Origin of the sequence: Corynebacterium tuscaniense DNF00037 (assembly GCF_000759055.1) — a bacterium.
GTDB lineage: Bacteria > Actinomycetota > Actinomycetes > Mycobacteriales > Mycobacteriaceae > Corynebacterium > Corynebacterium tuscaniense.
Map to the genome: position 1 here is coordinate 36,284 of NZ_JRNG01000006.1, position 25,951 is coordinate 62,234.

The following is a 25,951-nucleotide window of genomic DNA, read 5'->3' on the forward strand; positions in this document are numbered from 1 at the left end:
CCTAGGGAGAGATAAAAAGAAAGAGGCCCTACCTAGGGAGAGATAGCAAGCTGGTTAGCTCTTTCTATGTAGGGCGTTCTACGCCCTACATAGGCGGGTTAGCTGTGCACGCGCGGTGACCTGCATGGTCTCCGGCAGCTGCGCCACACGCTCGGCGAGCACTGACGGCTCAATATGGCGCGCAGATGGACTCATGCCTACCTGTGCAGCAATGGCATCGCGGTCCAGTCGCATGGGGAACTCAATCAGTTCACCATCGCCAACCGGCTCTAAGTATCCGTGGGCTTGTTCGAGGAGGCGGTCAACCTTGCCGTCCTCTACACCCAAGATGCCGAGTGGCTCACGCAGCTCATCCAGGTGCCCTTGCTGCGGGGTAAGCACGATGACCTCACCATCATCACTGAGCACGCGGGCAAATTCCGCCGGGTTACGTGGAGCGAAAATCACCGTGATCACATCCACGGATTTATCCTGCAATGGCAGACCCGCCCATACGTCAGCGACCACAGCACCCACACGGGGATGGGACTTCGCCAAATGCTTCGCCGCCGGGACCGCAATATCCACACCAACACCGCGGGAATTCTCCACTGCATCGAGGGTGTGCGAGAGATAGTAGCCGGTGCCAGCGCCGACTTCGAGGACGGTGGGCCGGGAGTCGTCGATAAGCGGGCCGTGCGATAACGCATCAAGGACACGCTCCGTCACGGTTTCCACGAAGGGCGCGAAATGCCCGCGGGACAAGAAAGCTTCACGCGAAGCGACCATCGCCGGGCTATCGCCCTCATGATTCAGGCCCGCGCCGGAAGCCAACGTGACATAGCCCTGCTTGGCCACGTCATACGAGTGGCCCGTGGTTGATACCAGCCGCGAAAACTCGTCCGCACCGCAAAGCGCCGACCCATCAATAGGATCGGCGAGAACGTCAATGACGTGGTGGAGCATAAGGTTCCAGTTACTCCCCTGCCACGGACAACAGCAGGTTACCCAGCTCCGTTGCTTCCTCGTTGTTGAGCTCAACCACGAGACGGCCACCACCGTCAGACGGGATGCGCATCACAATTTTGCGGCTCTCCTCGACCACTTCCATCGGGCCGTTACCAGTGCGCGGCTTCATTGCTGCCATGCGGTGTCACTCCTTAGTCTTCAACAGTGTCAACTAGATCAATAGTACGCGCACCGGCAGAGAAGTGCCTGAGGTCCTCGACGAGGGCGTCCACCTGATCCTGACGATACCCGCGCCTGACCACCTCTAATGCGATGTCATCGAAACGGCCTTCAGCCACAGCGGCACGGTTTGCGGCGATCACGTCTGCAGGTTCATCCATCGGTGGCAGGACTTCACCGCGCCCGAAGAGGCTTGCGGAAACCCAAATGCCAAAAACAGCAATAGCGGCGATCACCAGGATCAGCAGTATCCAAGACAGCATGAGGCGAGTTTATCCCACCCAGGGTGGACGTTCTTCCACAGCTGTGCCAGCGACCCTGGCGCGGCTTAAGATGGTGCGCGCCACGATGTCAGACATGTCCGCCAGTTCGGCTAGCGGCCGGTTACGGTGCGTCTTCACACCGAGGTTGACCTGGGTGATCGCACCGGACCCGTAGGCGGTGGCCACGTCGATGAGTAGACCCACCTCCACGCCGTAGCCTGTCACGAACGGCAGGCGCAAAGCCGCATCACGTCGGATGGCGTACTCGCCAGCAAGAGGTTGTTCAAGCGCGGGGATCGCCGGGAACAGAAGCTTCAGCAGTGGTTTCGCCGTCAGTTCTGTGACTCTCCCGCCACCGTGATCTTCCCCATCGAGCGTGCGACGATAGGTCGCCTTGACCAACTGCACACGCTTGTCGGCGAACTCCCCCGCCAACGCATCCACCCACCCCGGCTCCACCGTGGTCACATCCGCGTCAAGGAAGACCACCACATCCCCCGTAGCAGCGCGCACCCCGCGCCAGAGCGCTTCGCCTTTGCCTGGGCGAACGGGAATGTCGGGGGCGATATCGCCCCAATTGAGCACCGTGGCACCGGCTTCGCGTGCAACGGCAGCGGTGGCATCCGTAGAGTCAGAGTCCACCACGATGACCTCACTGGCACAGGAGGCCCTGGCAGCTTTCACAACACCAGCGACGGTGGCTTCCTCGTTCAAAGCCGGGATCACCACGGAGACCCTCATGCCAGACCCCGCACAGTGTTCAAAGGCGCGACAGCACCTTGTATCGCGGCAGTCATACGGATCACGTCCACTGTCTCAGCGACCTCATGCACACGGAACGCTGCCACCCCCCGGGCGGCGCACCACGCCGTGGCAGCGAGAGTGCCGGCAACGCGCTCCCCTACCGGCCGGTCCAGAGTTTCCCCGATGAAGTCCTTATTGGACAGCGCCATGAGCACCGGCCACCCAGTCGCGGTGATCTCCTCAATGCGCCGCAGGATCTCCAGACCGTGGAAGGTGTTCTTACCAAAGTCGTGGGTCGGGTCGATGAAGACTTTCTCGTCCGGGACACCACAACCAGCAGCGCGTTCGGCCAGGGCGGTGGTGGTGTGGATGATGGAGGCCACCACATCGTCGTAAAGCACTCTATGCGGACGCGTGCGCGGCGTGGCCCCGCCTGTGTGCGAGCACACGTAGCCAACCTTGCGCGCGCCGGCGACTTCGACGAGCTCCGGGTCGAAACCCGCCCACGTGTCGTTGATAATCGTGGCTCCTGCGTCCACCGCGGCATCGGCGACAGCCGCGCGCCACGTGTCCACGGAGATATCCACCGCCGGATGCTGCTCGCGGATCGCCGCGATGAGGGGCGCGACGCGCTCGGTCTCCTCCTCCGCGTCAACCTCGTCCCCTGGACCGGCCTTGACACCGCCGACGTCGATGATCGAAGCCCCCGCCTCCACCACCTCGGCACAGCGGCGCAAGGCATCGTCGAAGTGGAAGGTCGCGCCGCGGTCATAGAAGGAATCCGGGGTGCGGTTCACAATCGCCATCACCCGGGGCAGCGCGGTGGACGTCACTGGATGTTCCGGGGATCCGTCATGGTGGAGTGGGCCTGCACGATGTACTCCACCGACTCATCCACCGAGTCCGTAACCAGGAAGAGCTGATCATCCCCGTCCGAGATGAGGCCGCGGCCGAGCAATTGTTCGCGGATCCAATCCACCAGCCCACCCCAATATTCGGTGCCGAGGAGAACAATCGGGAAATTAGTCACCTTGCCCGTCTGGACCATGCACAGGATCTCAAAAACCTCGTCCATCGTGCCGTACCCACCCGGCAGCGAGATAAACGCCTGGGAGTACTTGAGGAACATGGTCTTGCGCGCGAAAAAGTAGCGGAAGTTCAGACCCAAATCGACCCACTCATTCAGGCCCTGCTCGAACGGCAGCTCAATGCCTAGGCCTACGGATGTCCCGCCTACCTCGTGCGCACCCCGGTTCGGCCCCTCCATGAGGCCAGGCCCGCCACCGGTGATCACGGCGTACCCCGCCTCCACCAGTGCTGCGCCGAGCTGGCGCGCCTGCTCATACTCCGGGGTGCCCTCACCCAAGCGCGCAGAACCGAACACGGTGACAGCCCAATCAAGGTCATGCAAAGCATCAAAACCAGCGATGAACTCCGAGGTAATACGCATTACGCGCCACGGATCAGCGTGCTTCCAATCATGGTCCGCACGCCCCATTTCCAACAGACGCTGGTCATAGGTAGACGGGTCAAACCCGTTCCTGTCGCGCGCCAAAATGGGGCCACGGAGCGTGCGGTCACGGCCGGGGCCAGAAGACTGACGGGGAGTTTTGTGTGGAGCCACGGGAATTCTTCGCCTTAATACTGTCGTACTTGTCTGTTCTCTTAGGCCTCGGTGAGATACGCCATCAGGGCGTTTGAGACACCCTGAATCTGGCTGACGGGGCATTGCTCGTCGATCTTATGGGCAAAGCCCGGATCGCCTGGGCCGAAGTTCACAGCCGGAATACCCAGACTAGAGAAGCGGGCCACATCCGTCCATCCGAACTTGGCGCGATAAACCCCACCGACAGCCGCCAAAAGCCCCTGTGCGACCGGAACATCCAGGCCGGGCAGCGCGCCACCAACGGCGTCGTCGTAGGTCAACTCCAAGCCTTCTTCGAGGGCCAACACCTCCTCCAGGTGCGCCTTGGCCTTCTCCAGGCTGCAGTCTGGGGCGAAGCGGAAATTGACGGTGAGCTGGGCCTCATCCGGGATGGTGTTCGTGGCCACACCACCTGACAGGCCAACGACGTTGAGGCCTTCGCGGTATTCGCAACCAGCGATGGTGACGGTGCGCGGCTCGTAGGCTGCAATGCGCGCCAGTACGCCTGCGAGATCATGCGCCGCATTGTGTCCCAGCCAGCCTCGCGCGGAATGCGCCCGCGTCCCCCGAGCCGTGATAATGACGCGAATGCTGCCCTGGCAACCGGCCTCAATCACCGCACCCGACGGCTCCCCGAGTAACGCCAGGTCCCCTGCCAGAAGCTCCGGACAGTCACGCTCCAACAAAGCCAGGCCGTTGTACTGCGCGGCCACTTCCTCAGCCTCGTAGCAAATCAAGGTGAGGTCAAAGGCAAGGTCATCCGCATCACACAACGTGGCAAAAGCATGGATGTAGCACGCCATCCCGGACTTCATGTCCACGGCACCACACCCCCACAAAACGTCCCCCTCCATGTGGTGCGGGACGTTGTCCGCGATCGGCACCGTATCAATATGCCCCGCCAACACCACGCGTTGCGGCAGCCCTCGATGCGTCCGCGCCACAAGCGTGTTGCCGCGCCGCACATTCTCCACGCCCGGCAAATCCCGCAGGGGTCCCTCGAGGGCATCGGCGAGGGCCTTTTCATGGTGGGAGGGGGACGGGACGTCGATAAGCTGCTTAGTCAGCTCAACTGGGTCGGCGAAGATATCCACGCGTGCGAGCCTAGTACGATGACACCCATGCCAGTTGGAGCCCGTGCATTAGGAATTGCTCATATCGCCGCCGACGGAACCGTTCTCGATGCCTGGTTCCCCACAGTTTCGCTTATCGACGATATCGCCACTCCCTCCACCCGCCGCGTCAGCGCCAACGAACTTTCCCCGCGCTTGCTCAACCTCGTCGGCATGGACCGGGACAGGCACGTCGAAGTGGTTCCGATCCTCACCGAAATTGCCGATCTGGACGCTCCTGCGATTGATGCTTTCGATGTTTACCTCCGCCTCCACCTGCTCTCCCACCGCAAAGTGCGGCCGCTGGAGATCAACATGACAGACGCACTGGACCTCCTCGTTCCCGTCGCGTGGACCAACAAGGGGCCGTGTCTGCCCGATGATTTTGAATACGTACGGACAAACCTGCGCGCACGCGGAACGATCCACGTGTACAGCATCGAACGACTACCCCGCATGGTGGACTACGTGGTGCCCACCGGTGTCACCATTGCGGAAGCCGAGCGTGTCCGCCTGGGCGCCTACCTCGCCGAAGGAACCACCGTGGTGCGCGAAGGATACGTGTCGTACAACGCCGGCACGCTTGGACCCGTGCGAGTGGAAGGCACTATCTCCTCCTTCGTCGTCGTTGGCGCGCACAGCACCCTCGAGCGTGGCAGTGCCCTCATGGCCACCCGCACCACCGACTTAGGTCGCGCCCCCATGCGCATCGGCGACAACTGCTACTTCCACCCCACCGCCAGCGTCAACGGCATCAGCCTAGGCAACAACTGCAACGTTGGCGCCGGCATCATCCTGGAACCGCAGACCCCTATCTTTGACCCCACCACGGGTAACGATTTCCCCGCCACCAACATCGCCGGTTCAAACAACATGAGCATCCAGAACGAGCCGTACTCCACCATCCCCGTTCTTCGGTGGCGCACCTAGGACTCATACGACACCGCTAAACCGGAGCGCAATGTCAACGGCTGCGCGGCGCCGTTTAAAGTGTTGGGCATGTCCACACCTGTTTCTCCCGTCGCCGATTCCACCGCGCTTGCTCGCGGTCTGAAAACGCGCCACCTCACCATGATGGGCCTCGGCTCAGCTATCGGTGCCGGACTCTTCCTCGGCACCGGCGTTGGCATCGCCGCCGCAGGCCCTGCCGTCATCCTCGCCTACATCGTCGCTGGCTTCATCACCGTGTGCTTCATGCAGATGCTCGCGGAGATGGTCGCTGCACGCCCCTCCTCAGGCACCTTCTCCATCTACGCTGAACAGGCCTACGGCCGCTGGGCAGGCTTCGCCATCGGCTGGCTGTACTGGTTCATGATGATCATGATCATGGCCGTTGAAATCACCGGTGCCTCCGCCATCGTCGCCCACTGGTTTGGCATCTCTCCATGGATCCCGGCGCTGGCGGCCATTGCTGTCTTTACCGTGATCAACTTCGCCGCAGTAAAAAACTTCGGCGAGTTCGAATTCTGGTTCGCACTGATCAAGGTCCTCGTCATAGTCGCCTTCCTGTGCATCGGCGCGGCACTGTGGCTAGGCCTGTTGCCGTCGGGCGACTTCATCGGCTTGACCAACGTCAACGAGGTCGGCTTCATGCCGCACGGTTGGGCTGGCGTGGCTACCGCACTCTTGGCGGTGGCGTTCGCCTTCGGCGGTATTGAACTTGTCACCGTCGCCGCCGCCGAATCCGAAAACCCAGAAGCCGGCGTGCACTCCGCGATCCGCTCCATCATCTGGCGCATCTCCGTGTTCTACATCGGGTCCGTCCTGCTGATCATTCTGCTGCTGCCCTTCGACCAAATCGGTGGCGCAGACTCGGCCGCTGAATCCCCCTTCACCGCCGTCCTGGAGATGGCCAACATCCCAGGTGCCGTGGGCATCATGGAAGCCGTTATCGTCGTAGCGCTGCTTTCCGCATGCAACACTCAGATCTACGGTTCCTCCCGCTTCCTGCAGAACCTCGCCGTGCGCGGCGACGCACCCCAGGCCTTCGCCCAGACCGATAGCCGCGGTGTTCCTGTCCGCGCCGTCGTCGTCTCCGTCTTCTTCGGCTTCGTCGCTGTTGCCCTTCAGTACTGGAACCCACCGGGGCTGCTCGCCTTCCTGCTTAACGCGGTCGGCGGCTGCCTCATCGTGCTGTGGATCGCCGTTGCACTGTCCTTTGTGCGCCTGCACCCCAAACTCGTCGAGAACGGCGAAATTACCGACGTCCGCATGTGGGCACCCAACGTCCTCCCCTGGATCATGGTTGCGCTTACCGGTGGTGTCATCCTGCTCATGCTCTCCAATCCGGACGGGCGTTTCCAGATGTTCGCCGTCGCCGTCGTCGTCGGCATCATTTCCCTCGCCGGCGTCCTGTGGACGCGTAAGCCGGAGGGAAGGACGGCGAATTAATGGGCTCGCGGACAAGCCAAAGCGAACTCGGCACCGGGCTGAAATCCCGACACCTCACCCTCATGGGCCTAGGCACCGCGGTGGGTGCCGGCCTGTTTCTCGGCGTCGGCGTGGGCATCCGCGCTGCCGGCCCCGCGATTCTTGTTGCGTACGCAATCGCCGGGCTCATTGTCATCGCCGTTATGCGCATGCTCGGCGAGATGGCTGCTGCGCACCCCTCGTCGGGTTCTTTTGCCACCTACGGGCGCATGGCATTCGGCCACTGGGCGGGGTTCTTGCTCGGCTGGCTGTATTACTTTCTGCTGATCATGGCGTGCGGCGCCGAACTCACCGGTGCATCCGCCATGATGGCCTCCTGGTTTGACGTGCCCCAATGGGTGCCAGGGCTCACCGTCGTGGTCATTCTCACCGCCGTGAACCTGGCCCAGGTCAAGGGGTTCGGCGAATTTGAGTACTGGTTCGCCATGATCAAGATCGCGGTGATCATCGGCTTCCTCATCATTGGCGTGCTGCTGTGGCTCGGCGTTTTGCCGGCAAGCGGTTTCGTCGGCTTTGACAACGTGCGCGAATCCGGCTTCGCCCCCAACGGCATCGCGGGTATCGCCGCGGGGCTTCTCGCCGTCGCTTTCGCATTCGGGGGCATCGAAGTGGTCACTATCGCCGCCGCCGAATCCGAAAACCCGGCCGATAACGTCAAGCGCGCCGTGAACTCCATCATCTGGCGCATCGCCGTGTTCTACCTCGGCTCCGTCGCCGTGATCACGCTGCTGCTGCCCTACGCGTCCATCGACGGTGCTGATTCCGCTGCGGACTCCCCCTTCACTGCCGTGCTCGACATGGCCAACATTCCGGGCGCCGCAGCGTTCATGGAAGTGGTCATCGTGCTCGCCCTGCTTTCCGCGTTCAATGCCCAGATCTATGGCACCTCCCGCCTCGCCTACCAGCAGGCCCTCGAAGGCGACGCTCCGAAGTGGATGGCTAAAACCAACGCCAACAACGTGCCCATGAACTCGGTGCTCATCTCTGTGTTCTTCGCGTTCGTCGCGGTCGGCCTACAGTGGTGGAATCCGCCGGGAATGATTGACTTCATCATGTCCGCCACCGGTGGCTGCCTCATTGTCACGTGGATCATGATCACGCTGAGCTTCATCAAACTTCACCCGCGCATCAGCTCCTCTGCCGTCCGCGTACGCGGCGCCACGTGGGTGCCGTGGGTCACGTTGGCCGCTTTGCTCGGGCTCACCGTTCTCATGCTTTTCGACGCCAACGCCCGCTCCCAAGTCATCTCCGTCACCATCCTCTCCCTTGCATTGGTCGGCTTGTCGCTTCTAACGAAGAAGCGGAGCGCCCTAAAGTAATCCGCATGGATTCACCCACGACTGCACACGCCCGCGGCATAGCAACGCTGACCTACGACGGCACCGTCCTCGACGTCTGGTACCCAGCCCCCAAGATTGGAGAGGCGGTGACAGGGACGGGGACACAGCGCCTCGACGAACCTGACGCCCGCTTCGCAGCGCTGGTTGGCCCCGACGAAGACCGCGGCGTGGCGCGCGTAGCGGTGGAAACGACGATCGCGGATCTTGCACAGCCCGCCGTCGACGCCTACGACGTTTACCTGCGCCTCCACCTCCTCTCCCACCGCCTCATCCGCCCCCACGGTGCGAACATGGACGGCATCTTTGGGCTGCTGTCCAACGTCGTGTGGACAAACTACGGCCCCTGCGCCGTCGGTGATTTTCAGATGACGCGCGGGCGTCTCGCGGCGAAGGGACCGGTGGTGGTTTACTCCGTGGACAAGTTCCCCCGAATGGTGGACTACGTTGTCCCAACCGGTGTGCGCATCGGCGATGCTGACCGTGTCCGCCTTGGCGCCCACCTGGCCGAAGGCACCACCGTCATGCACGAAGGCTTTGTGAACTTCAACGCCGGCACCCTCGGCGCCTCCATGGTCGAGGGCCGTATCTCCGCTGGCGTTGTCGTCGGGGACGGTACAGACATCGGCGGCGGAGCGTCCGTCATGGGCACACTGTCCGGTGGTGGGAAGGAAACCATCACAATCGGGCAGCGCTGCCTGCTCGGCGCGAACTCAGGAGTGGGCATATCACTAGGCGATGACTGCGTTGTCGAAGCTGGCCTCTACCTCACCGCCGGCACCAAAGTTCGCCTCAGCGACGGCACGGAAGCGAAAGCCCTCGAACTGTCCGGCAAGAACGGTCTTTTATTCCGCCGCAATTCGCTCACCGGAGCCGTCGAAGCCGTCCGCGCCAAGGCTGTCGAGCTCAACGAGGCGCTGCACAAAAACTAGCCCAACGCCTGTTTCTGTGGATAAAACGTCGTTTTGTAGACGTGTCACTACAGTTATCCACAGGCGCAGCACGTGATGCTTGCGGGCGCCTTCCCACCCACATAGCGTCCGAAGTATGACGTTCGACGAACTCCTGGAGGTCCTCTCCGGCACCGCGCTCACCGCCCTCGAAGGCTTTGACCGCCAGCGTGCTATTGCCGCCGGGATGTCGCCACGCCACGCTGCTGATCTCCAGACCGTCCACCGCGCTTACTGGGGGCCAACGCGCACCCCCAAGCAACAACGGCTCGCCCGGGAGGAGGCGTTGGTGGGTGGGTTTGTGGTGGAGCAGCTGGTGTTCGTCGAGAAGCGAATCGCGCATATCGAAGACCACGGCGAGCGCATGCGTCTTCGCCGCGCTCTGCTGGCTTCGCATTGCACATACGAGGCTTTACGGCGTCGCGCCGACCGCCTCATCCCCCGCCCCCAGCCCGCAGCACCGAAGCCGCAGGTGAAATTCCACGCGCCACGGGATGGGATGGGAGGCATGTCTGTCACTGCACCCGAACGGGACCTGGCGGACTTGGAACACGCGCTGCGCTCGTTGATTGATCCGTCGAAGCCTGCTGCGGCACAGATGGTCCGACCGCTGCTCAAGCTCTTGCGGGGTGATGGCGCAGGTATTCCCGCCGCTGCCCCGCGCCCCTTGGTGCTCATCCCGCTGCCCGCTTACGTGAGAATCGTGCGCGGCGAAGGCTATGAGACCATCCTTGGGCTCACCGACGGCACCACCATGACCGGTGCGGACTATCTCGCCGAGTACCACGGCGCGGAACTCGAGGTGGCGCTTTTCCATCCACAGGAAGGCGCCGTCAACCTCTACCGGACGCAGCGGTTTGCCAACCAGAAGCAACGGGACCTAGCCAAGGCGGTGATGCCGGTCTGCCCGGTGCCTGGATGCCGGCATGGTGCAGAAAACTGCGAAATCCACCACATCACAGCCTGGAAGAACGGGGGCGAGACGAATGTTGCGAACCTTGTCCCCCTCTGTCGCTACCACAACGGCACCAACGACGACGACCCTGGCATGGTGCGTCGCGGCCGAATAGACAAGGTTGGCGCCCAACCAATCTGGCGCTCACCTAACGGCTACGCAGTGCCCAATAAACACAGCGAATGGGGCGCGTTGAATGTTCTTTTTAAACCGTTTCAATACGGATGACTTTGGGGCGCCCGAAAGTCCATAGCTTGTTGATGATGAAGTTCACCGGCATTGCCACCAACGTAGAAATCCCGGCGGACCAGTAGAACTTCGTGCGCAACCCCGTGGAGCCATCGAAGATGTGGTCCGGCAAAGCGATGGGTGATGTTGGATTCATCAACAACGTAGCTACAGTTTGGCTGACCACGAACGCCACCACGCCCGTGGTCAAGAAAGGGAAAAACCCGCGCAGCCAAGACCGTTTTGACGCGTTCTTAAACGTCCAAGAGCGGTTCAACTGGTAATTCCAGGTGTTGGCAACAACGAAAGCGATCGTCATGATCACGTGGTACCAACGGATATTCCACCGAGTGCCAAAGAGGTTCAAAAAGACATCATTCTCATGGATGCCCCACCCGGCGCCGAAACTCTTCGTGGCTATGAACACCACGAGAAGGTTCACCAGCACACCCGAGCCACCCACGATGCCGAACTTGATGAACTCGCGAGCACTATCGACGAGCTTCACACTCTTCGCCTTATTCGCGCCACTAACCGCCGCAGACCCGACGGGCTCAGCCGACTCAGCCGACTCCGCCGATGAGGGCACCGTTTCCACCATGCAGCTCTCCTCAGTCCGGGTTTTAGGGTGCGTTCAACTTTCGGCAATCTTACTCCGTGAGACACGACGCGCCGAAACCGTGCGTGTTCTGGGCGTGTTTAGGAAATCAATCGGTTGGCCGCGGCGGCGATGTGTTCGTCGGTCGCTGTCAGGGCGATGCGGACATGGTCAGCGCCGGCTGGGCCGTAGAAATCACCGGGGGCGGCGAGGATGCCACGGTCGGCAAGCCAGTCGAGGGCCTGGCGGGAATCCATGCCATCGCGCTGTGCCCAGAGGTACAGGCCAGCATCGGAATGGTCGACGGTGAACCCAGCCTCGGGCAAAGCCTTGAGCAGCTCAAGACGACGCATCGCATAGGTAGAGCGCTGCATTTCTTCGTGCAGGTCAATTTCTAGCGCAGCAACCATAGCGTGTTGGATCGGCCCCGGAACGATGAGACCGGTGTGTTTGCGCACCTCCAGAATTTCCTGCACAAGCGCTTCGTCGCCGGAGACCATGCCGCAACGATAAGACGCCATATTGGACGTTTTGGACAGGGAGTGCAGCGCCAACAAACCGGTATTGTCACCATCCGTGACAGACGGGTGTAGCAGCGACACCGGTTCAACGGACCACCCTAAGTACAAGTAGCACTCATCGGAGGCGATGATGGCGCCGGTTTCCTGCGCAAACGCAACCCAGGCGCGCAGCTGCTCTACAGGGGCTACTGCACCGGTCGGGTTGGAGGGCGAGTTGAGGAAGACGAGGGCGGTGTCGCGGGGGGCATTGGCCGGGTCGTCGCAGCGCACGACGTTGCACCCGGCGATGAGTGCGCCGACTTCGTAGGTGGGGTACGCGACTTCCGGAATAACAACGGTTTGGCCACGCAGGCCCAGCATCGTGGGCAACCATGCCACGACTTCTTTAAGCCCGATGGTGGGCAGCACGGCGCTTTCACTGAGTCCTTCGATGCCGAAGCGACGCGACAGCGCGGAGACGATCGCCGCTCGCAACTCAGGCGTTCCAGTCGTCTGCGGGTAGCCCGGCTCGGCGGCGTTTTCAGCCAGCGCGAGTTGGATAGACGGCGGGACGGGGTCAACGGGCCCGCCCACGGACAGGTCCACCAGCCCATCCGGGTGGGCGGCGGCGCGCGCCTTCACGTCGGCGATGGTGTCCCACGGGAAGTCCGGCAGGATGTGGCTGAGTGGTTGGCGCGGGCCCATGTCCTACTCCTGGTTCATTGGTGGCAGCGCAGCCACGAAGGGGTGGTCGAAGTCGTAGGGGCCTTCGGCGGCGGCGCCGCCTGGGGAGCCGAGGTCGTCAAAAAACGCGACGTTGGCGTCGTAGTAGTCGTTCCACTCATCGGGCAGGTCATCTTCGTAGAAGATGGCTTCGACGGGGCAGGCGGGTTCGCAGGCGCCGCAGTCCACGCATTCGTCGGGGTGGATGTAGAGCATGCGTTTGCCCTCGTAGATGCAGTCGACGGGGCATTCCTCCACGCATGAACGGTCGAGCACGTCAACGCATGGTTCAGCGATGATGTAGGTCAAGGGGTCTCCTCCGTTTTGTCGGTTGGGTCCAGTATGTCACTTATCGCGCAGCAAGGGCCAAATGCCTCCTGCGGTGCCGGCGGCGAGCAGGAGGAGCGCGGGAAGATGGTGGGTGCGTAGGAGTTCGCGGGTCACGTCGGGCCCCATGTAGAGCAGTGCTAGGCCCACGAGCCATGTCCAGGTAGGCACCAAAGCAATGGTGCTTTTCGACGTCCACAGTCTCCCCGTCTTCGTCCCCACCCCACCCAACACCCAGGCGGCGACGATGGCCGGAATCCCCCAGAGTTTGTCGAGGGAACCGACCTCCACCAGCAACGTCACGAGTGCACCGACGCTAAGCCAGGTGATACCGGCTCGAGCTTCGCCGGGTGTGAAGTCGGTGCGTGGCTGTGGGGTCATCGGGGGATTCCGCTGGTGATGTCCGCGCCGGGTTCCAGCGGCAGGCCCGCTCCGACGCAGTAATGTTCGCGGCGAAGGATGGGTTGCGCGATGAGGTTAGACAGTGCGTAGGTGACCACGGTGGCATCCGGTGCGGTGGCAAAGGCGGCGTGTGGGTTGGTGGTGGACACGGAGCCGTCAGCTACCCAGATTTGGGTGGCATGGGCGCGCATGGCGGCGGTTTTGGCGGCGTAGGTGGTGTCGTCGAGTTCTACCCAGGTGTCCACTGTATCGACGGCGTCGAGTTCGCCGGGCTCAGGGCGGGTCCAGCCGGAGGGGATATGGGTGGCGATCATCCCGTCAAGCTCGCTGCGCAGACGCGCGGCCCACAGGATGCGCGGGACGTGCACGCGTTCGGCTGCCGCATGGGTGATCTCGTGGGCACGGATGTGGTCGGGGTGCCCGTAGCCGCCGTTAGAGTCGTAGGTGAGCACCAGGTGGGGGCGTTCCCGATTGAACACGTCTACGAGGTCATCGATTGCTCGCTGCCCGGAATTAACAAAGGCCTTCGGGTTCCGGCTCGCTGGTGAGCCCGCCATGCCTGAATCCCGGTACTTGCCCGCACAGCCGAGAAATTCCCCGCGCACACCAAGGGCGGACAGTGCCGTGTTCAACTCGTGAATACGAAACCCGCCGAGCTGGTCTGCATGATCATTAACCAGGTGCTGGTAAGGCTCCCCGATGACCTCGCCTTCTTCCCCGAGCGTGCAGGTGACCACGAGGACATCCGCACCCCGGCGCGCCAAAGTGGCAAGGGCACCGCCGGTGAACAGCGCCTCATCATCCGGGTGGGCATGAACAGCCACAACTCTGAAACCAGTGAGATCACGGGACATGTTCGTTCTCCTCTTCAGGTGGTAAAGGGTCATCGTTCAGGGGGCTCACTGCGTTGCCCCCATTCCTTGTGTTCAGAACCCAGGTGGGGGCAGCGGTCAGTCGCGCCGCAGGATCATCGATGAGTGCGGGTGAGGACAAGGAGGTGCCCAATGCCACGATGTGTTCTTCTCGGAGCAGTGGCAGCCACACCGCTTCCTTCTTGAGCAGCCCAGCCACCCGTTCACTCGCTTGTTTGGCGCCGATCGTGCCACTCAAGATATCCGCCGCGAGGTCTTCCGTTTCGGGCAGGCACAACCCGCTCAAGTTGCCAGCCAGCACGCCGTCCTCGGCTAGGCACTGAATCTCACTTGCCCATGCATTTGGGCTGGTGCGAAGCGACCATCCGACCACGGCATCGATTTCACTGCTCGGTAAGCGTTTCGCGATGTCAGTCATATCCGTAGCCACAGCCTCCGCTGGAATATCGTGGCCATTGAGTACGTCCACGATGGCGCGCGCCGCTGGCATCGCCTCACGGTCCCTCGGGTCTGCAGCAATCCGTAGCGGTCGCTTCTTCGTCGCAGGAATCGCGGCGGCGGCTCCCCCCGGAGCCGCCGGAGCAGCAGCAGAAGAAGTTAGCGCACCAGTGGTGGAGGTGCGGCCGGAGGCGATACGGGAGATGAGGGGGACGTCGATAAGCGATGAGAGGGCTTGACGCGCGGCGAGCTCCCCAAGAACGGGCGAATCAACAGACATGGTCACACCAAGCTCGCGCGGCCCCTTCCGCATTTCCACCTGTGTATCCGGGATGAGGGAGTACGTATCCATGGACGTCTCCCCCGGCACGTGGTCCACGAATGCGTACTGGCCAGAGCGCAGGCGGTCCGCCACTTGGTCCGTCGAACGCGCCGCGGCGAGGGTGAGGATATCGATGCCCGCAGGCCCCTCCCCCCAAAACCTGTCATTCCGGTTTAACACAATGACCCCCGCGGCCTGATCCACGGAATTCACCATGTAGCGACCAGCAGAGGCAGGAATGGTACGGGCAAGCGCGGTGGCAAAGTCATTCGCCCCTGAATCCAGCAAATGGGACGGGAGAAGATGCGTGAACAGGAACTGCCACTCCTCTACCGGCTCCGCGAACACCACATCAACGGTCTTGCCAGACCCACTCACCCGGATATCACTAATGGCGCGATACGCAGCCGGGTCGACTGTCCCAGGGGTGGACACCATCCCACGCCACAAGTACACGAAATCCGCACCGGTGAGCGGACTGCCATCAGACCACTGGGCGGCCGGGTTGATCTGGTAACGCACCGTAGGCCGCTCCGCGTCTGGAACAAAGTCCGCGCTCTCCGCGACGTCGGAGTTAAGGAGCCACTCCCCCTCCGGCCCACGGACGAAAGGACTCGGAAGCGTTAGCTCCGCGATGTCATGCACCGTCGAGTTCTCATCCGCGGCAAGGTGCGGATTGAGCCCGTTGCGCAACGGCGACACCCCCACCCGGACTTCGGAGCGCGCCGCCGGGGCGGGTACCGGGGTCGAGGTAGTGGTTGTCTCCTCCTCCACGATCGGGGGCGGACCTGGGTTAGCGGTGCATGCGGAAAGGGCGAGGAGAAGGGGGATCGTGGATAAGCGAAGTGCTCCCTTCATGCTTACTTATTCAACTGCTTCGCACGGGAGCGGGCACGGCCGCGTTCCGTGGCTCCCAGGATGAGCTTGCGCACGCGCATGACGTTGGGGGTGACCTCGACGCACTCGTCATCGTCACAGAACTCAATGGCTTCTTCCAGCGAGAGGGTCTTCGCCTTGGCCAGAGTCACCGTCGTATCAGCGGACGCCGCACGCATGTTGGTGAGCTTCTTCTCCTTGGTGATGTTGATGTCCATGTCCTCATCACGGCTGTTCGCGCCAACGACCATGCCCTCGTAGGTTTCCGCGCCGGGCTCGACGAAGAACTCGCCGCGGTCTGCGAGCTGTTGCAGCGCGTATGCGGTGACCTGGCCAGAGCGGTCGGCGACAAGCGAACCGGTCGGGCGGCCCTTGATCTCGCCGGCCCACGGGCGGTGCTCGATGGAGTAGGAGTTCGCAATACCGGCGCCATGGGTCTCGGTGAGGAAGGTGGTGCGGAAGCCGATGAGGCCACGGGACGGGACGTCGAATTCCATACGCACCCAGTCACCCGAACCGGCGTTGCCCATGGCGGTCATCTGGCCCTTGCGGCTGGCCATGAGCTGGGTGACGGCACCCTGGTGCTCAGCCGGGGTGTCGATGATCATGTGGTCATACGGCTCGTAGGTTTTGCCGTCGATCTCCTTTGTCACCACCTGCGGTTTGCCCACAGTGAGCTCGAAGCCTTCACGACGCATCGTCTCAATCAGCACCGTCAACGCCATTTCACCGCGGCCTTGGACTTCCCACGCATCCGGACGATCCGTGGGCAGCACCTTGATGGACACGTTGCCGATGAGCTCCTGATCCAAGCGCGCCTTGACCAGGCGGGCGGTGAGCTTGTCGCCGCCACCGCGGCCAGCCATCGGGGAGGTGTTCACACCGATGGTCATGGAAATTGCCGGGTCATCGATCTTGATGCGGTCCAGAGGCGCCACGTTGTCGGGGTCGCACAGAGAGTCACCGATCATGATTTCGTCGATGCCAGACACAGCGGCGATGTCGCCGGCCACGACCGCACCGGTCGCCGGGACACGCTCAAGCCCCTCGGTGACCAGCAGCTCCGCGATGCGGACGTTCTTGACGTGTTGCTCCCCGTCCTCGTCGTAGTGCACCCAGGCAACGTTGTCGCCCTTCTTCACAGAGCCACGGAACACGCGGATCAGAGCGATACGGCCCAGGAAAGAAGAGGAGTCCAGGTTGGTCACCTGCGCCTGGAAGGGGGCGTCGATGTCGGCGGAGGGTTCCGGCAGGACATCGTAGATGACGTCGAAAAGCGGCTGCAGGTCCTCGTTGGCTGGTAGTTCGCCGTCACCCGGGTTCTCCAGAGAGGCCCGGCCCGCACGGCCGGAGGTATAGAGCACCGGCAGCTCCAGCAGGTTTTCAGCGGCCTCGGCAGCCTCCGGGTCTTCCAGAGCCGCGCCGAGCTCCAGCAGCAGGTCCTGGGCTTCTTCCACAACCTCATCGATGCGTGCATCCGGGCGGTCCGTCTTGTTCACGCAGATGATCACCGGCTTCTTTGCCTCCAGGGCTTTGCCGAGGACGAAGCGGGTTTGTGGGAGGGGCCCCTCGGAGGCATCGATAAGCAGGACAACGCCATCAACCATGGAAAGGCCACGCTCGACCTCGCCACCGAAGTCCGCGTGGCCCGGGGTATCAATCACGTTGATCACCAGGTCACTGCCATCTTTGCCTGCACCTTGACGGCGGATGGCGGTGTTCTTCGCCAAAATGGTGATGCCACGCTCCGATTCAAGCTCACCGGAGTCCATAACACGGTCGCCGTGTTCGCCGTGATCACCGAAGACGCCGGACTGCTCCAGCATTGCGTTGACGAGGGTGGTTTTACCGTGGTCAACGTGGGCGACAATGGCTACATTGCGAAACTCTGGGTGCGACACGCGCTCTCCTTTTGCGTGGAATGTGCCTCCCGCTCATGCGCGGGCAGGCCTTGAACGGTTAAACCCTACTCCGCCTTACCCTTATCCGCGATCTTTCGCACGGCTTCCACAACGCCGAACACAAGAAAACCTGTAATCAGACCCGCCACGAGTGACCCACCGGTGTCCACGAACCAGCCGGCTGCTCCCCCGCCGCCGGCTTCCGCGCCGCGCTGCAGCACGTCGTGGGGCCAGTGCCACCCAATGACCTCGTGCAGACCGCGGATGATCAGGTGCCCGCCGACCCACAGCATGGCCACCGTGCCGATGATGCCAATCGCCTGCAACACGTACGGCATGCCTTTGACCAGGCCCCTGCCCACCGCCGGGGCGTGACCACGCTCAATCATGCCCAGTCCGATATCGTCGATCTTCACCAACAACGCCACCGCACCGTACACCGCCGCCGTAATGAACAGCGCCACGGCGACAAGGACAGCAAACTCCATCCACAACGGCTGGTCCGCTACCTCATCGAGGGAGATGATCATGATCTCCGCCGACAAGATCAGGTCCGTGGTCACTGCACGTTTGACCAGGGTGTCCTCATCCGCCTCGTCGCGGTTGACGGCACGGTCGGCTTGTTCTTCCGCATCATGCAGAAGCTTATCGACGATCTTCTCCGCCCCCTCAAAACACAAATACGCCCCACCCAGCATCAGGATGGGAACGAGTGCCCACGGAGCGACCGCGTTAAGCAGCAACGCAATCGGGAGAATAAAGATCAGTTTGTTGCGCAGCGAGCCCTTAGTGATCTTCCAGATCATCGGCAGCTCACGCGCCGGGGTCACGCCGGTGACGTACTGCGGGGTAACAGCAGCATCATCGATGACAACACCGGCGGCCTTCGCCGATGTTTTCGCTGTCATGGCCGCAACATCATCCGCGCTGGAGGCGGCGGTGCGGGCGATCAGGGCGACGTCGTCAAGCAGTGCAAGAAGGCCTCCGGCCATGAGCAAACCTTTCAGAGAGTGGTTTTGTCAGCGCAGTTTATGCGACTGGCATAAGTTCCACTTCCTCAGCCCACGTCAACTCGATGCCCTGGGCGCGAAGCCACTCCATCGCGTCATCGTCGTGGCGAGTAATTCCTTCCACTGCGTTGAGCGTGGCATCAATGGCCTTCTCCGCGTCTTCCGCGCTGATCAGGCCGGCGGAGGTAGCGGCGGCGAGCTCATCAATATCGAGCACATCAATCGCCTCCCCCTGCACCATCACCAGGTCAACATAGAGGTCGCGGGTGCGCCACACCTTGCCCTCAATGTCGATCTCCGCGATATCGAAGTAGTAGTCCTGCTCCGCTTCCACCCCCTCGCGGAAGTGGAAGATGTTGGCGCGCAGATTCAGCTTCGGCAGCAGCCAACTCTCCAGGTAGCCAAACTTCGGGTGGTTCGCCCCGCGCGCCATGTAGAGGCCAAAATCCGTGACCTTGAACGTGTCCACCTCACGGAGATACCCCTTCGGGTCCGTGTTGGTGTTAGAGGTCATGTCAAATGTCTCCTGCTTCACCGGGTGAAGGTTCACAGTCATAGTGCCTCTCCTCTCGTGACCGTTGCTCATGGCTATTACTTGACTCGTGCCGCCAGTGCCGTGGGCGCGAACCCACAGCTCTTGCCACCTGTATTCACCGATCCGGCAACCACCGCGAGGATCGTGCCGGACCCAGTGTCCGCAACCCCGGACAGAGTTGCCGGTCCTGTTGGGTTAATCCCGTTGTTCTGAAGTGGCGTTACACCCGAACGGAAAGTGCCCAAGTTGACCCAATAAACGTTCATCTGGTCTTGCTCAGGAGCAGCTGCTTTTGTTCCCAGCGCAGTGAAGACGAACGTAGCCTGCCCCGCCTTCGGCGCCGGTGCCGGCAAAGCAGCAGGCCCTGGCACCGCGATCGCGGTGCCAGTGGAGGTCAGCCCCGGCCCCATGCAGTGCGGAGACACCGTGGGCCAGAAGGCTTGGCGGAATTGCGGTGCATTATCCGGAAGTGGCGGGCCGCCGACCTCACCGGTACCAGCTAAAAAAGCCAAGCCCTGCAACAGTGCGTCCCGCACCTGCGGCGGCACCCAGGGCTGGTTGGCAAAGTCGGTGACAGCACGCTGGACATCGGGCATCGGCTGACCGAGGGGACCAACGATATGGGGCACCTGGATATGAGGCAGCGATGAAATTCCCGGCGCGGGCTGCGCATTAGCCAAAGGAATGGCCGGCGCAATGGTGCCCACGGATGCAATGGCCATGAGACCAGTGGCAGTGAGAGCAGAAATACGGGATGTGCGGGGACGCTTCAGCATCATCTACAAGACATTCCTTTGCGTTGGTACAATAACGCGTTAACTTGAACAACTTTAGTCACATTAGAAACAATTGCAACACGTTTGGTGATTGTGTATCCCTCGGGGCGCTGTCAGTCAGTGGCGCGTCGGGCTAAAGTAGTGCCTCATGGAGCCTACGCCTCGATATCCACTCACCCCCACCACGTTGGGCGATGGTGCGAACGTGCGCGTGGGCAACCTCGTGCAGGCAACTCTTTTTGATCATATCCCCACTGTCGCCGGCTCCGAGCACAATCTTGCCACCTCTGTGGAACTCGAGCCGCATGCACTCACTGGCACGTGGCGGGTGCGCTGGCCCCTAGCTTTCGGTGCGATCATCGGGGAGATCGACGCGGCCACACGCGCGGACTATCCCCTCGTGGATGTCATCCATGAGTGCGGCTTCATCCCTGCTGCACAAGCCTCGTTTGAGCTTGACCGCATCACGGGGATCTACGATGTCATCGTCCATCTCGCCCTCCCCGAGTTTGTGGTGCCGCGTAACAATCCGGTAGACGGCGCTATGGTGTTGCCCTCGGGAAGTGGCGGTGTCCATGAGCGTTTGCCGGTAGACGTGACGGCGGGTGATTACACCGAGGCGGAGACGAAGCGTTTGTCCCCCGGCCAATGGTTGGTGGGGCTGAACATCCATGAAAACACTGTTGTGGTCACCTGCGATGGACGCGTCCTGGGTGCTCTCGGTGAAAGGGATAGCGGTGAGGTCAGGGCCTTGCTCGAGATGCTTATCGACGATCCCGCCCCCGTTCTCGCCCGCGCCATGGCCAAAGACGGCACCGTAACTTTGGATATTGCCCGCCAATCCACAGTGCAGGCAATGCGGAATCTTCCCACGCTCCCCGTGTCTGAGATGCCCCAGCCGAATTCCTTCCAGGTTTTTGAGTTTGGGGACGGAACCGTTGCGGTGACTGTGGATAGTTCAGTGGCAGTCGACCCGGACGACCAGCCCATTCCAGCAGGTAACGCGCGTACTGTGATCCTCCCCGACACGATCTCAGAGCCACCTACCAAGCCTATCGACGAAACCCCAACCGAGCCCTTCCCAGCCCCCATCGGCTTCACCCCACCCTCCCACGATTCCGTGGCTAGTGAGAATAATTACTTGTCGGAAGTGGAGAAGGTCCGCGTACGCCGCGCCCAACGCGACGAACTCTTGCGGAAGAGAGTCGAGCAAATGTTAAGCGCCCAATCTGAGCCCGAATCCGAGCCTGAGCCTGTGATCACCCCTGAGGAAGAAACCAGCACATACACCGGACGACACCGTAAACCCGATTAATCAGGTGATTCATTCGGCTTGTGGTTAGAGTGTCTCCAGAAAACTCTCCCTCCAAGAAAGAAACGAGCTGTCCCCACTATGACGCAGCGCCCGTACACACCACTATCCCACTTGGCGGGAACCGCCCTTACCGTCGCGCTTTGTGCCAGCGCGGTGAGCACCCCGACAGCTGAGGCCCAAAGTTCAGACCTCGGGCAGCTGAGTTCCGGCAGGTTAAGTTCCGGCAGCTCGGGCTTCCCAGGCAGCTCCGCTCCCCACCAGCCGAATGGCACGCCGAAGACGATCAGTGAAGGTCTCACCGTCAAACTCATCGGTGACCTGCTGGGGAGGCACCAACACGTCGTTGGTCTTGGCGCCGTGGACCTGGGCATCATGGTGCCACTGGGAATTGGGGAGGAAATGGGACAACAGTTCGGCGTCATCTTCGGAGATTCCTTTACCGGAAACGGCTTCGGCCAAGGCGATTGGCTCAGCCCCGTCGGTGTCCGCGCTGTGTGCGATGAAAACGGCCGCATTCGCTTCATCGCCCCGCTTAACCGCGGCGATAAGGTCGAGCAACTCGTCGATTACCGCCACGACAACGGCCTCACCCTGATCCCATCCGATGTGATAAACCTAGGCGGGACCCTGTACATGCAAGGCATGTGGAACCGGGGTATTGGCAATGTGCTGCAGACGGAGATCTGGAGGTCGACGGATGGGGGTGCGCGGTGGACGTCGATAAGCAAAAGCCCCGCTAACCACCTTGATGGAATGGGCAACTTGATCAGCTGGGAGCTGGGGCCGGACGGGTTCATCTACGTGGTGTCGTCTGAATTTAAGCGCAACCACCCGGTGTATCTGTCCCGGTTCCGCGAGGCTGATATTGCCAACCCGGCGCGGTGGGAGCGATTCAATCCGCGCACTGGGATGTGGGGCGGGGACCTGGTGCCGATTTTGAGCAACAACGTGCGTGCTGGCGAGATGTCCCTGCGTTACATCCAGGGCCACTGGGTGCTGGCAATGTTCAACGAGCAGACCGCGTCGATTGAAGTGCGCATCTCTCCCACTATCGCGACCGATTGGAACGCGATCTCACCTGCGCACGCCGTTGTTGCGGGGTCCCGCGGCTGGTTGGGGACGCAAAATGAGAATAACTTCACACAACTCTATGGTGGCTACATAGTGCCCGGCTCCACTCTGGACAACCTTGACCTCGTGGTGTCTCAATGGAACACATCGAATAATTCGCGATACATGGCTACGCAATTCAACGTGAAGGGGCTGGACACCTTCTTTGGCATCACACCCGCCGCGCCGCACGAGGTAGGCAATCAGGACAGCGTCAACACTATTGAGGAGCCAGTCACGCCAGACGTTGAAGCGAAACTCAGCGAGGAGCGGGCCGTGGAGGAGGCTGCGGACGTGGTCTAGGCGTTCTCCGTTTCCTCCCCCTCGTATTCATGCACGATGCGCGTGGACACGTCCCGAATCTCCTTGAGCGCCTCGTAAAAACGTCCCATCTCATTCCACACGCCGTCCTCCGACAGCACGCCGTAGGGTGCACGTGGGAACTTTTCCATGTCCTCGCCCCACTGCGACTCGTAATACTCGATGAGGAGCCTTAGCGACGCCCAATCTTGCGCCAGCTGCTCCCCTGCGGCTTCCCACTTCTCATTCACGGTGGTGATATGCCGGAGGCGCGAGTCGGCCTGTTTGATGTGCTCGGGGACGTTCTCAGAAGTCATAGCTGCACGATACCTGCAGAATACCTGCAGAATGTTTTTCGCTTCCTAAGTGTGAGAACAGGACTACCATGGAACGTGCCTGATTATTCGTCACCCAAGGAGGACACCATGGCAACTGGTAACGACAAAGGACCAAACCCATACGTCGTCGACATTGAGAAGGCGACCCTGGACAACGAGGCTTTCCGTGACACCCTGTGGACCGGTGAGAACCTCCAGCTCACCGTCATGACGATCCCGCCGGGCGGCGAGATCGGTGCTGAGATTCACGGTGGCCACGACCAGTTCCTGCGCCTCGAAGCTGGTGAGCTCCGCGCCATGATCGGCGCCAGCGAGGACGACCTGGAAGTTGACCAGGTTGTCGGCCCTGACTGGGCGGCATTCGTTCCGTCTGGCAAGTGGCACAACTTCACCAACGAGGGCTCTGTTCCAGCGAAGCTGTACTCCATCTACGCTCCGCCAGAGCACAAGCCGGGCACCCGCCACGAGACCAAGGCGGACGCTGACAGCGACCCGCAGGAGACTGATGGCGTGTAAACACCCCGTCCTGATCGCACTCTGATTCAACCGGCCCGCAACATGTGAGCCGGTTTTTCATTGAAGTGTCACGTCAGATTCACTCCCGTGACACCTTGCGTTCTTAGCGTCTGTGGTTGACCTGCATCCCCTAGACACAAGGTTTTCCGCATGAGCTTCCGTTCCCTGCGCGCCACCGTTGCCACCGCGACGATCAGCGCCCTGTCCGTCACTGCACTGACCGTCCCTGTGGCGTCGGCCGACGAGGACACTGCCAAGATCTCCATTTCCAACATCACCGACTTCCACGGTCGTTTCAAGTACGCCGAGGATGTCCGCAATCCTGCGAATTCGGTTCCCGGAGCAGAGCGTCTCAAGTGCGCTATTGATAAGGAAGCGGAGCCGTATGGTGGCGCGCACATCTTCACGTCTTCCGGCGACAACATCGGCGCCAGCCCGTTCGAAGCAATGCTGCTTGATGATGCCCCTACCATCGACGTCCTCAATTCCATGGACCTCGAGGTCTCCGCAGTGGGTAACCACGAATTCGACAAGGGCGCCGCCGACCTGTCGGACCGTGTGATCCCCAACGCTTCGTTTTCATACCTGGCCGCAAACGCTGAAACCGTCAAGGGCACCGCGCCGTATGAGATGAAGGAGCTCGACGGCGTGAAGGTGGCCTTCATCGGCACCGTCACCGCTGATATGCCGAACTTGGTGAGTCCCGACGGCATCGCGGGCATAACCTGGAGTGACCCGGTAGAAGCCACCAACGCTGTGGCCAAGAAGATTAAGGAGTCCGGCGAGGCAGACGTCGTCGTGGCGCTGGTCCACGCAGGCGACATCAGCCCAGACAAGTTCCCGAACGTCGACGTCGCATTCCTCGGCCACACCCATGCCTACGTCAACCCCACTGGAACTGACACCCCGGTAGTCCTGCAGGCTGGCCAGTACTCCCAAGGTTTCGCCAACGTCGATCTGAGCATCGACCGCGCGACAAAGAAGGTGACGGTGGATGAGGCAAAGGTCGTCGATAATGCAACGATCCTTGCGTGCAATACGAAGTACCCGGAGATCGCCGCCATCGTCGATGCAGCTGAAGCAGAGGCAAAGACGGAGGGGGAGAATCTGGTTGCCACCATCGACCAGGCCTTCACTCGCGGTAGAAACGAGGGCAAAGACTCCGGTTCCAACCGTGGTGTGGAGTCCTCCCTCAACAACCTTCTGGCTGAAGCTGCCAAGTGGTCGATCGCGGCGAACTCCAGCGTCACACCTGACATCGGTGTGATGAACGCTGGCGGCGTGCGGGACGACTTGGCAGCCGGGGACATTACCTACCAGCAGGCCTTCTCCGTTCAGCCCTTCGGCAACGAGAACTCTTACAAAACCATCAAAGGCGCGGATTTCAAGGAAGCCCTCGAGCAGCAGTGGAAGCCAGGAGCAGACCGCCCACGCCTGGCACTCGGCCTGTCCAACAACGTGTCCTACACCTACAACCCGGACGCGGAGCACGGCAACCGCATCACATCGGTGAACATCGACGGCAAGCCTCTGGACCCGGCGAAGGACTACATCATTGCTGGCTCCACCTTCCTCCTCAGCGGCGGCGATAGCTTCGACGCTTTTAAGAAGGGATCCCCGATGACCAACATCGGCCTCGTGGACGTGGATGCTTTCATCCAGTACCTCAAGAGCGACGAAGAGAAGACACCGCGTGGACAGTCTGCCGTGGGTGTCAAGGTAGACGAGCCACTCAAGACTGGTGAGAACAACACCATCAACCTGTCCTCCCTCATCTATACCCAGGATGACACCGCCACCACTGTCACCGTGGCCCTCGAAGACGCAGACGGAAAGAAGCTGACGGAGGCCTCCTCCACCATCGACGCAGACCTTGGCGCACCAGGACTCGGCGAAGCTGGCAAGGCCACCGTCACCCTGGCTGTCCCCGCCGACGCTCCTGCCGATGCCCGTTTGCGCATCACCACCGATGCCAAGACCAACGTGTTCCTCCCGGTGAAGACCACCGGCGCTGGCTCCGGCCAGGACACCCCGGGCGAAGGATCCTCCCCCGCGGCCAAGGGCGTGCTCGGTTTCTTCGGCGCGCTGGCTGCAATCGCTGCGCTGATCGGTGGCCTCTTCTTCTTCAACCCGCACTTCGCAGAGGAGATACAGAAGCAGATCAAGGCACTGCTGCCTTAAATCTGCTGCGGGGCCAGCTCTGGCCCCGCACGCACCACTCGACTCCCGCCCTCAAAGGGGGTACATTTCCCCCGTCAGAC

27 protein-coding genes are annotated in these 25,951 nt (G+C 61.7%); 9 read left to right on the forward strand and 18 right to left on the reverse strand.

Annotated features, from left to right (window positions below):
- Nucleotides 1-78: 78 nt before the first annotated feature.
- The 7 genes from HMPREF2129_RS02110 to dapE are packed head-to-tail and all read right to left on the reverse strand — an operon-like array spanning nt 79 to nt 4,913.
- Nucleotides 79-945, reverse strand: coding sequence for a methyltransferase domain-containing protein (locus tag HMPREF2129_RS02110; protein ID WP_034662500.1), 867 nt, complete (start codon nt 943-945; stop codon nt 79-81).
- Nucleotides 946-955: 10 nt separating this feature from the next.
- Nucleotides 956-1,126: a DUF3117 domain-containing protein gene (locus tag HMPREF2129_RS10770; protein ID WP_084576442.1), complete on the reverse strand. Its 171-nt coding sequence runs from the start codon at nt 1,124-1,126 to the stop codon at nt 956-958.
- A 13-nt stretch (nt 1,127-1,139) separates the two neighbouring features.
- Nucleotides 1,140-1,430, reverse strand: a complete 291-nt coding sequence (locus HMPREF2129_RS02115; protein ID WP_198021508.1) for a cell division protein DivIVA — start codon at nt 1,428-1,430, stop codon at nt 1,140-1,142.
- A gap of 9 nt (nt 1,431-1,439) precedes the next feature.
- Complete coding sequence (locus HMPREF2129_RS02120; RefSeq protein ID WP_034662503.1) at nt 1,440-2,171, reverse strand: glucosyl-3-phosphoglycerate synthase; 732 nt, start codon at nt 2,169-2,171, stop codon at nt 1,440-1,442.
- On the reverse strand, nt 2,168-2,980 hold the full coding sequence (folP, locus tag HMPREF2129_RS02125) for a dihydropteroate synthase (RefSeq protein ID WP_034662631.1): 813 nt from the start codon (nt 2,978-2,980) through the stop codon (nt 2,168-2,170). Before folP ends, HMPREF2129_RS02120 begins: the two co-directional genes overlap by 4 nt.
- A 23-nt stretch (nt 2,981-3,003) precedes the next feature.
- Complete coding sequence (locus tag HMPREF2129_RS02130; protein WP_034662505.1) at nt 3,004-3,798, reverse strand: LOG family protein; 795 nt, start codon at nt 3,796-3,798, stop codon at nt 3,004-3,006.
- A 41-nt stretch (nt 3,799-3,839) separates the two neighbouring features.
- Nucleotides 3,840-4,913 carry a succinyl-diaminopimelate desuccinylase gene (dapE, locus tag HMPREF2129_RS02135; RefSeq protein WP_034662507.1) on the reverse strand — a complete coding sequence of 358 codons (1,074 nt, stop codon included), beginning with the start codon at nt 4,911-4,913 and terminating at the stop codon, nt 3,840-3,842.
- Between the two features lie 27 nt (nt 4,914-4,940).
- Here dapE and HMPREF2129_RS02140 point away from each other — a divergent pair, with 27 nt between their 5' ends.
- From HMPREF2129_RS02140 to HMPREF2129_RS10535, 5 genes are all read left to right on the forward strand, one after another.
- Nucleotides 4,941-5,861 carry a DapH/DapD/GlmU-related protein gene (locus HMPREF2129_RS02140; RefSeq protein ID WP_034662510.1) on the forward strand — a complete coding sequence of 307 codons (921 nt, stop codon included), beginning with the start codon at nt 4,941-4,943 and terminating at the stop codon, nt 5,859-5,861.
- 69 nt (nt 5,862-5,930) lie between these two features.
- Entirely contained in the window at nt 5,931-7,322 is a 1,392-nt protein-coding gene (locus HMPREF2129_RS02145; protein ID WP_034662513.1) for an amino acid permease, read from the forward strand.
- A complete protein-coding gene (locus tag HMPREF2129_RS02150; protein WP_034662516.1) occupies nt 7,322-8,680 on the forward strand; it encodes an amino acid permease in 1,359 nt (452 codons plus the stop codon). The genes HMPREF2129_RS02145 and HMPREF2129_RS02150 overlap by 1 nt, the downstream gene beginning before the upstream one ends.
- Before the next feature lie 5 nt (nt 8,681-8,685).
- Nucleotides 8,686-9,630 carry a 2,3,4,5-tetrahydropyridine-2,6-dicarboxylate N-succinyltransferase gene (gene dapD, locus HMPREF2129_RS02155; RefSeq protein WP_034662518.1) on the forward strand — a complete coding sequence of 315 codons (945 nt, stop codon included), beginning with the start codon at nt 8,686-8,688 and terminating at the stop codon, nt 9,628-9,630.
- Nucleotides 9,631-9,745: 115 nt separating this feature from the next.
- A complete protein-coding gene (locus HMPREF2129_RS10535; RefSeq protein WP_052092546.1) occupies nt 9,746-10,831 on the forward strand; it encodes an HNH endonuclease signature motif containing protein in 1,086 nt (361 codons plus the stop codon).
- Here HMPREF2129_RS10535 and HMPREF2129_RS02165 read toward each other — a convergent pair.
- From HMPREF2129_RS02165 to HMPREF2129_RS02210, 10 genes are all read right to left on the reverse strand, one after another.
- Nucleotides 10,809-11,432, reverse strand: a complete 624-nt coding sequence (locus HMPREF2129_RS02165) for a GtrA family protein (protein ID WP_084576446.1) — start codon at nt 11,430-11,432, stop codon at nt 10,809-10,811. The genes HMPREF2129_RS10535 and HMPREF2129_RS02165 overlap by 23 nt on opposite strands.
- Before the next feature lie 98 nt (nt 11,433-11,530).
- Entirely contained in the window at nt 11,531-12,634 is a 1,104-nt protein-coding gene (gene dapC / locus HMPREF2129_RS02170) for a succinyldiaminopimelate transaminase (RefSeq protein ID WP_034662520.1), read from the reverse strand.
- Nucleotides 12,635-12,637: 3 nt separating this feature from the next.
- On the reverse strand, nt 12,638-12,961 hold the full coding sequence (gene fdxA, locus HMPREF2129_RS02175; protein WP_034662523.1) for a ferredoxin: 324 nt from the start codon (nt 12,959-12,961) through the stop codon (nt 12,638-12,640).
- Between the two features lie 36 nt (nt 12,962-12,997).
- Nucleotides 12,998-13,360 (reverse strand): hypothetical protein, encoded by a 363-nt coding sequence (locus HMPREF2129_RS02180; protein WP_034662526.1) that lies wholly within the window; start codon nt 13,358-13,360, stop codon nt 12,998-13,000.
- The gene (gene mshB / locus HMPREF2129_RS02185; protein ID WP_034662529.1) at nt 13,357-14,235 is read right to left on the reverse strand and encodes an N-acetyl-1-D-myo-inositol-2-amino-2-deoxy-alpha-D-glucopyranoside deacetylase; all 879 of its coding nucleotides are present in this window, start codon (nt 14,233-14,235) and stop codon (nt 13,357-13,359) included. The genes HMPREF2129_RS02180 and mshB overlap by 4 nt, the downstream gene beginning before the upstream one ends.
- Entirely contained in the window at nt 14,225-15,871 is a 1,647-nt protein-coding gene (locus HMPREF2129_RS02190; protein ID WP_034662531.1) for an ABC transporter family substrate-binding protein, read from the reverse strand. The genes mshB and HMPREF2129_RS02190 overlap by 11 nt, the downstream gene beginning before the upstream one ends.
- Nucleotides 15,872-15,873: 2 nt before the next feature.
- Entirely contained in the window at nt 15,874-17,790 is a 1,917-nt protein-coding gene (gene typA, locus HMPREF2129_RS02195) for a translational GTPase TypA (protein ID WP_034662534.1), read from the reverse strand.
- 65 nt (nt 17,791-17,855) lie between these two features.
- Nucleotides 17,856-18,782, reverse strand: a complete 927-nt coding sequence (locus HMPREF2129_RS02200) for a DUF808 domain-containing protein (protein WP_034662537.1) — start codon at nt 18,780-18,782, stop codon at nt 17,856-17,858.
- Nucleotides 18,783-18,819: 37 nt separating this feature from the next.
- On the reverse strand, nt 18,820-19,356 hold the full coding sequence (locus tag HMPREF2129_RS02205; RefSeq protein WP_034662539.1) for a DUF402 domain-containing protein: 537 nt from the start codon (nt 19,354-19,356) through the stop codon (nt 18,820-18,822).
- 35 nt (nt 19,357-19,391) lie between these two features.
- A complete protein-coding gene (locus HMPREF2129_RS02210; RefSeq protein ID WP_232218071.1) occupies nt 19,392-20,114 on the reverse strand; it encodes an Rv1157c family protein in 723 nt (240 codons plus the stop codon).
- Nucleotides 20,115-20,259: 145 nt separating this feature from the next.
- Between HMPREF2129_RS02210 and HMPREF2129_RS02215 the strand changes: the two genes are divergently transcribed.
- Together HMPREF2129_RS02215 and HMPREF2129_RS02220 are read left to right on the forward strand one after the other, a co-directional pair.
- Nucleotides 20,260-21,426 carry a hypothetical protein gene (locus HMPREF2129_RS02215; RefSeq protein ID WP_034662542.1) on the forward strand — a complete coding sequence of 389 codons (1,167 nt, stop codon included), beginning with the start codon at nt 20,260-20,262 and terminating at the stop codon, nt 21,424-21,426.
- 78 nt (nt 21,427-21,504) lie between these two features.
- On the forward strand, nt 21,505-22,839 hold the full coding sequence (locus HMPREF2129_RS02220; RefSeq protein ID WP_084576447.1) for a DUF4185 domain-containing protein: 1,335 nt from the start codon (nt 21,505-21,507) through the stop codon (nt 22,837-22,839).
- Here HMPREF2129_RS02220 and HMPREF2129_RS02225 read toward each other — a convergent pair.
- Complete coding sequence (locus HMPREF2129_RS02225; RefSeq protein WP_034662545.1) at nt 22,836-23,153, reverse strand: DUF4298 domain-containing protein; 318 nt, start codon at nt 23,151-23,153, stop codon at nt 22,836-22,838. The genes HMPREF2129_RS02220 and HMPREF2129_RS02225 overlap by 4 nt on opposite strands.
- A gap of 108 nt (nt 23,154-23,261) precedes the next feature.
- Between HMPREF2129_RS02225 and HMPREF2129_RS02230 the strand changes: the two genes are divergently transcribed.
- Entirely contained in the window at nt 23,262-23,690 is a 429-nt protein-coding gene (locus tag HMPREF2129_RS02230) for a cupin domain-containing protein (RefSeq protein ID WP_034662548.1), read from the forward strand.
- A 150-nt stretch (nt 23,691-23,840) separates the two neighbouring features.
- Entirely contained in the window at nt 23,841-25,871 is a 2,031-nt protein-coding gene (locus HMPREF2129_RS02235; RefSeq protein ID WP_034662550.1) for a bifunctional metallophosphatase/5'-nucleotidase, read from the forward strand.
- The last annotated feature ends 80 nt before the right edge of the window (nt 25,872-25,951 follow it).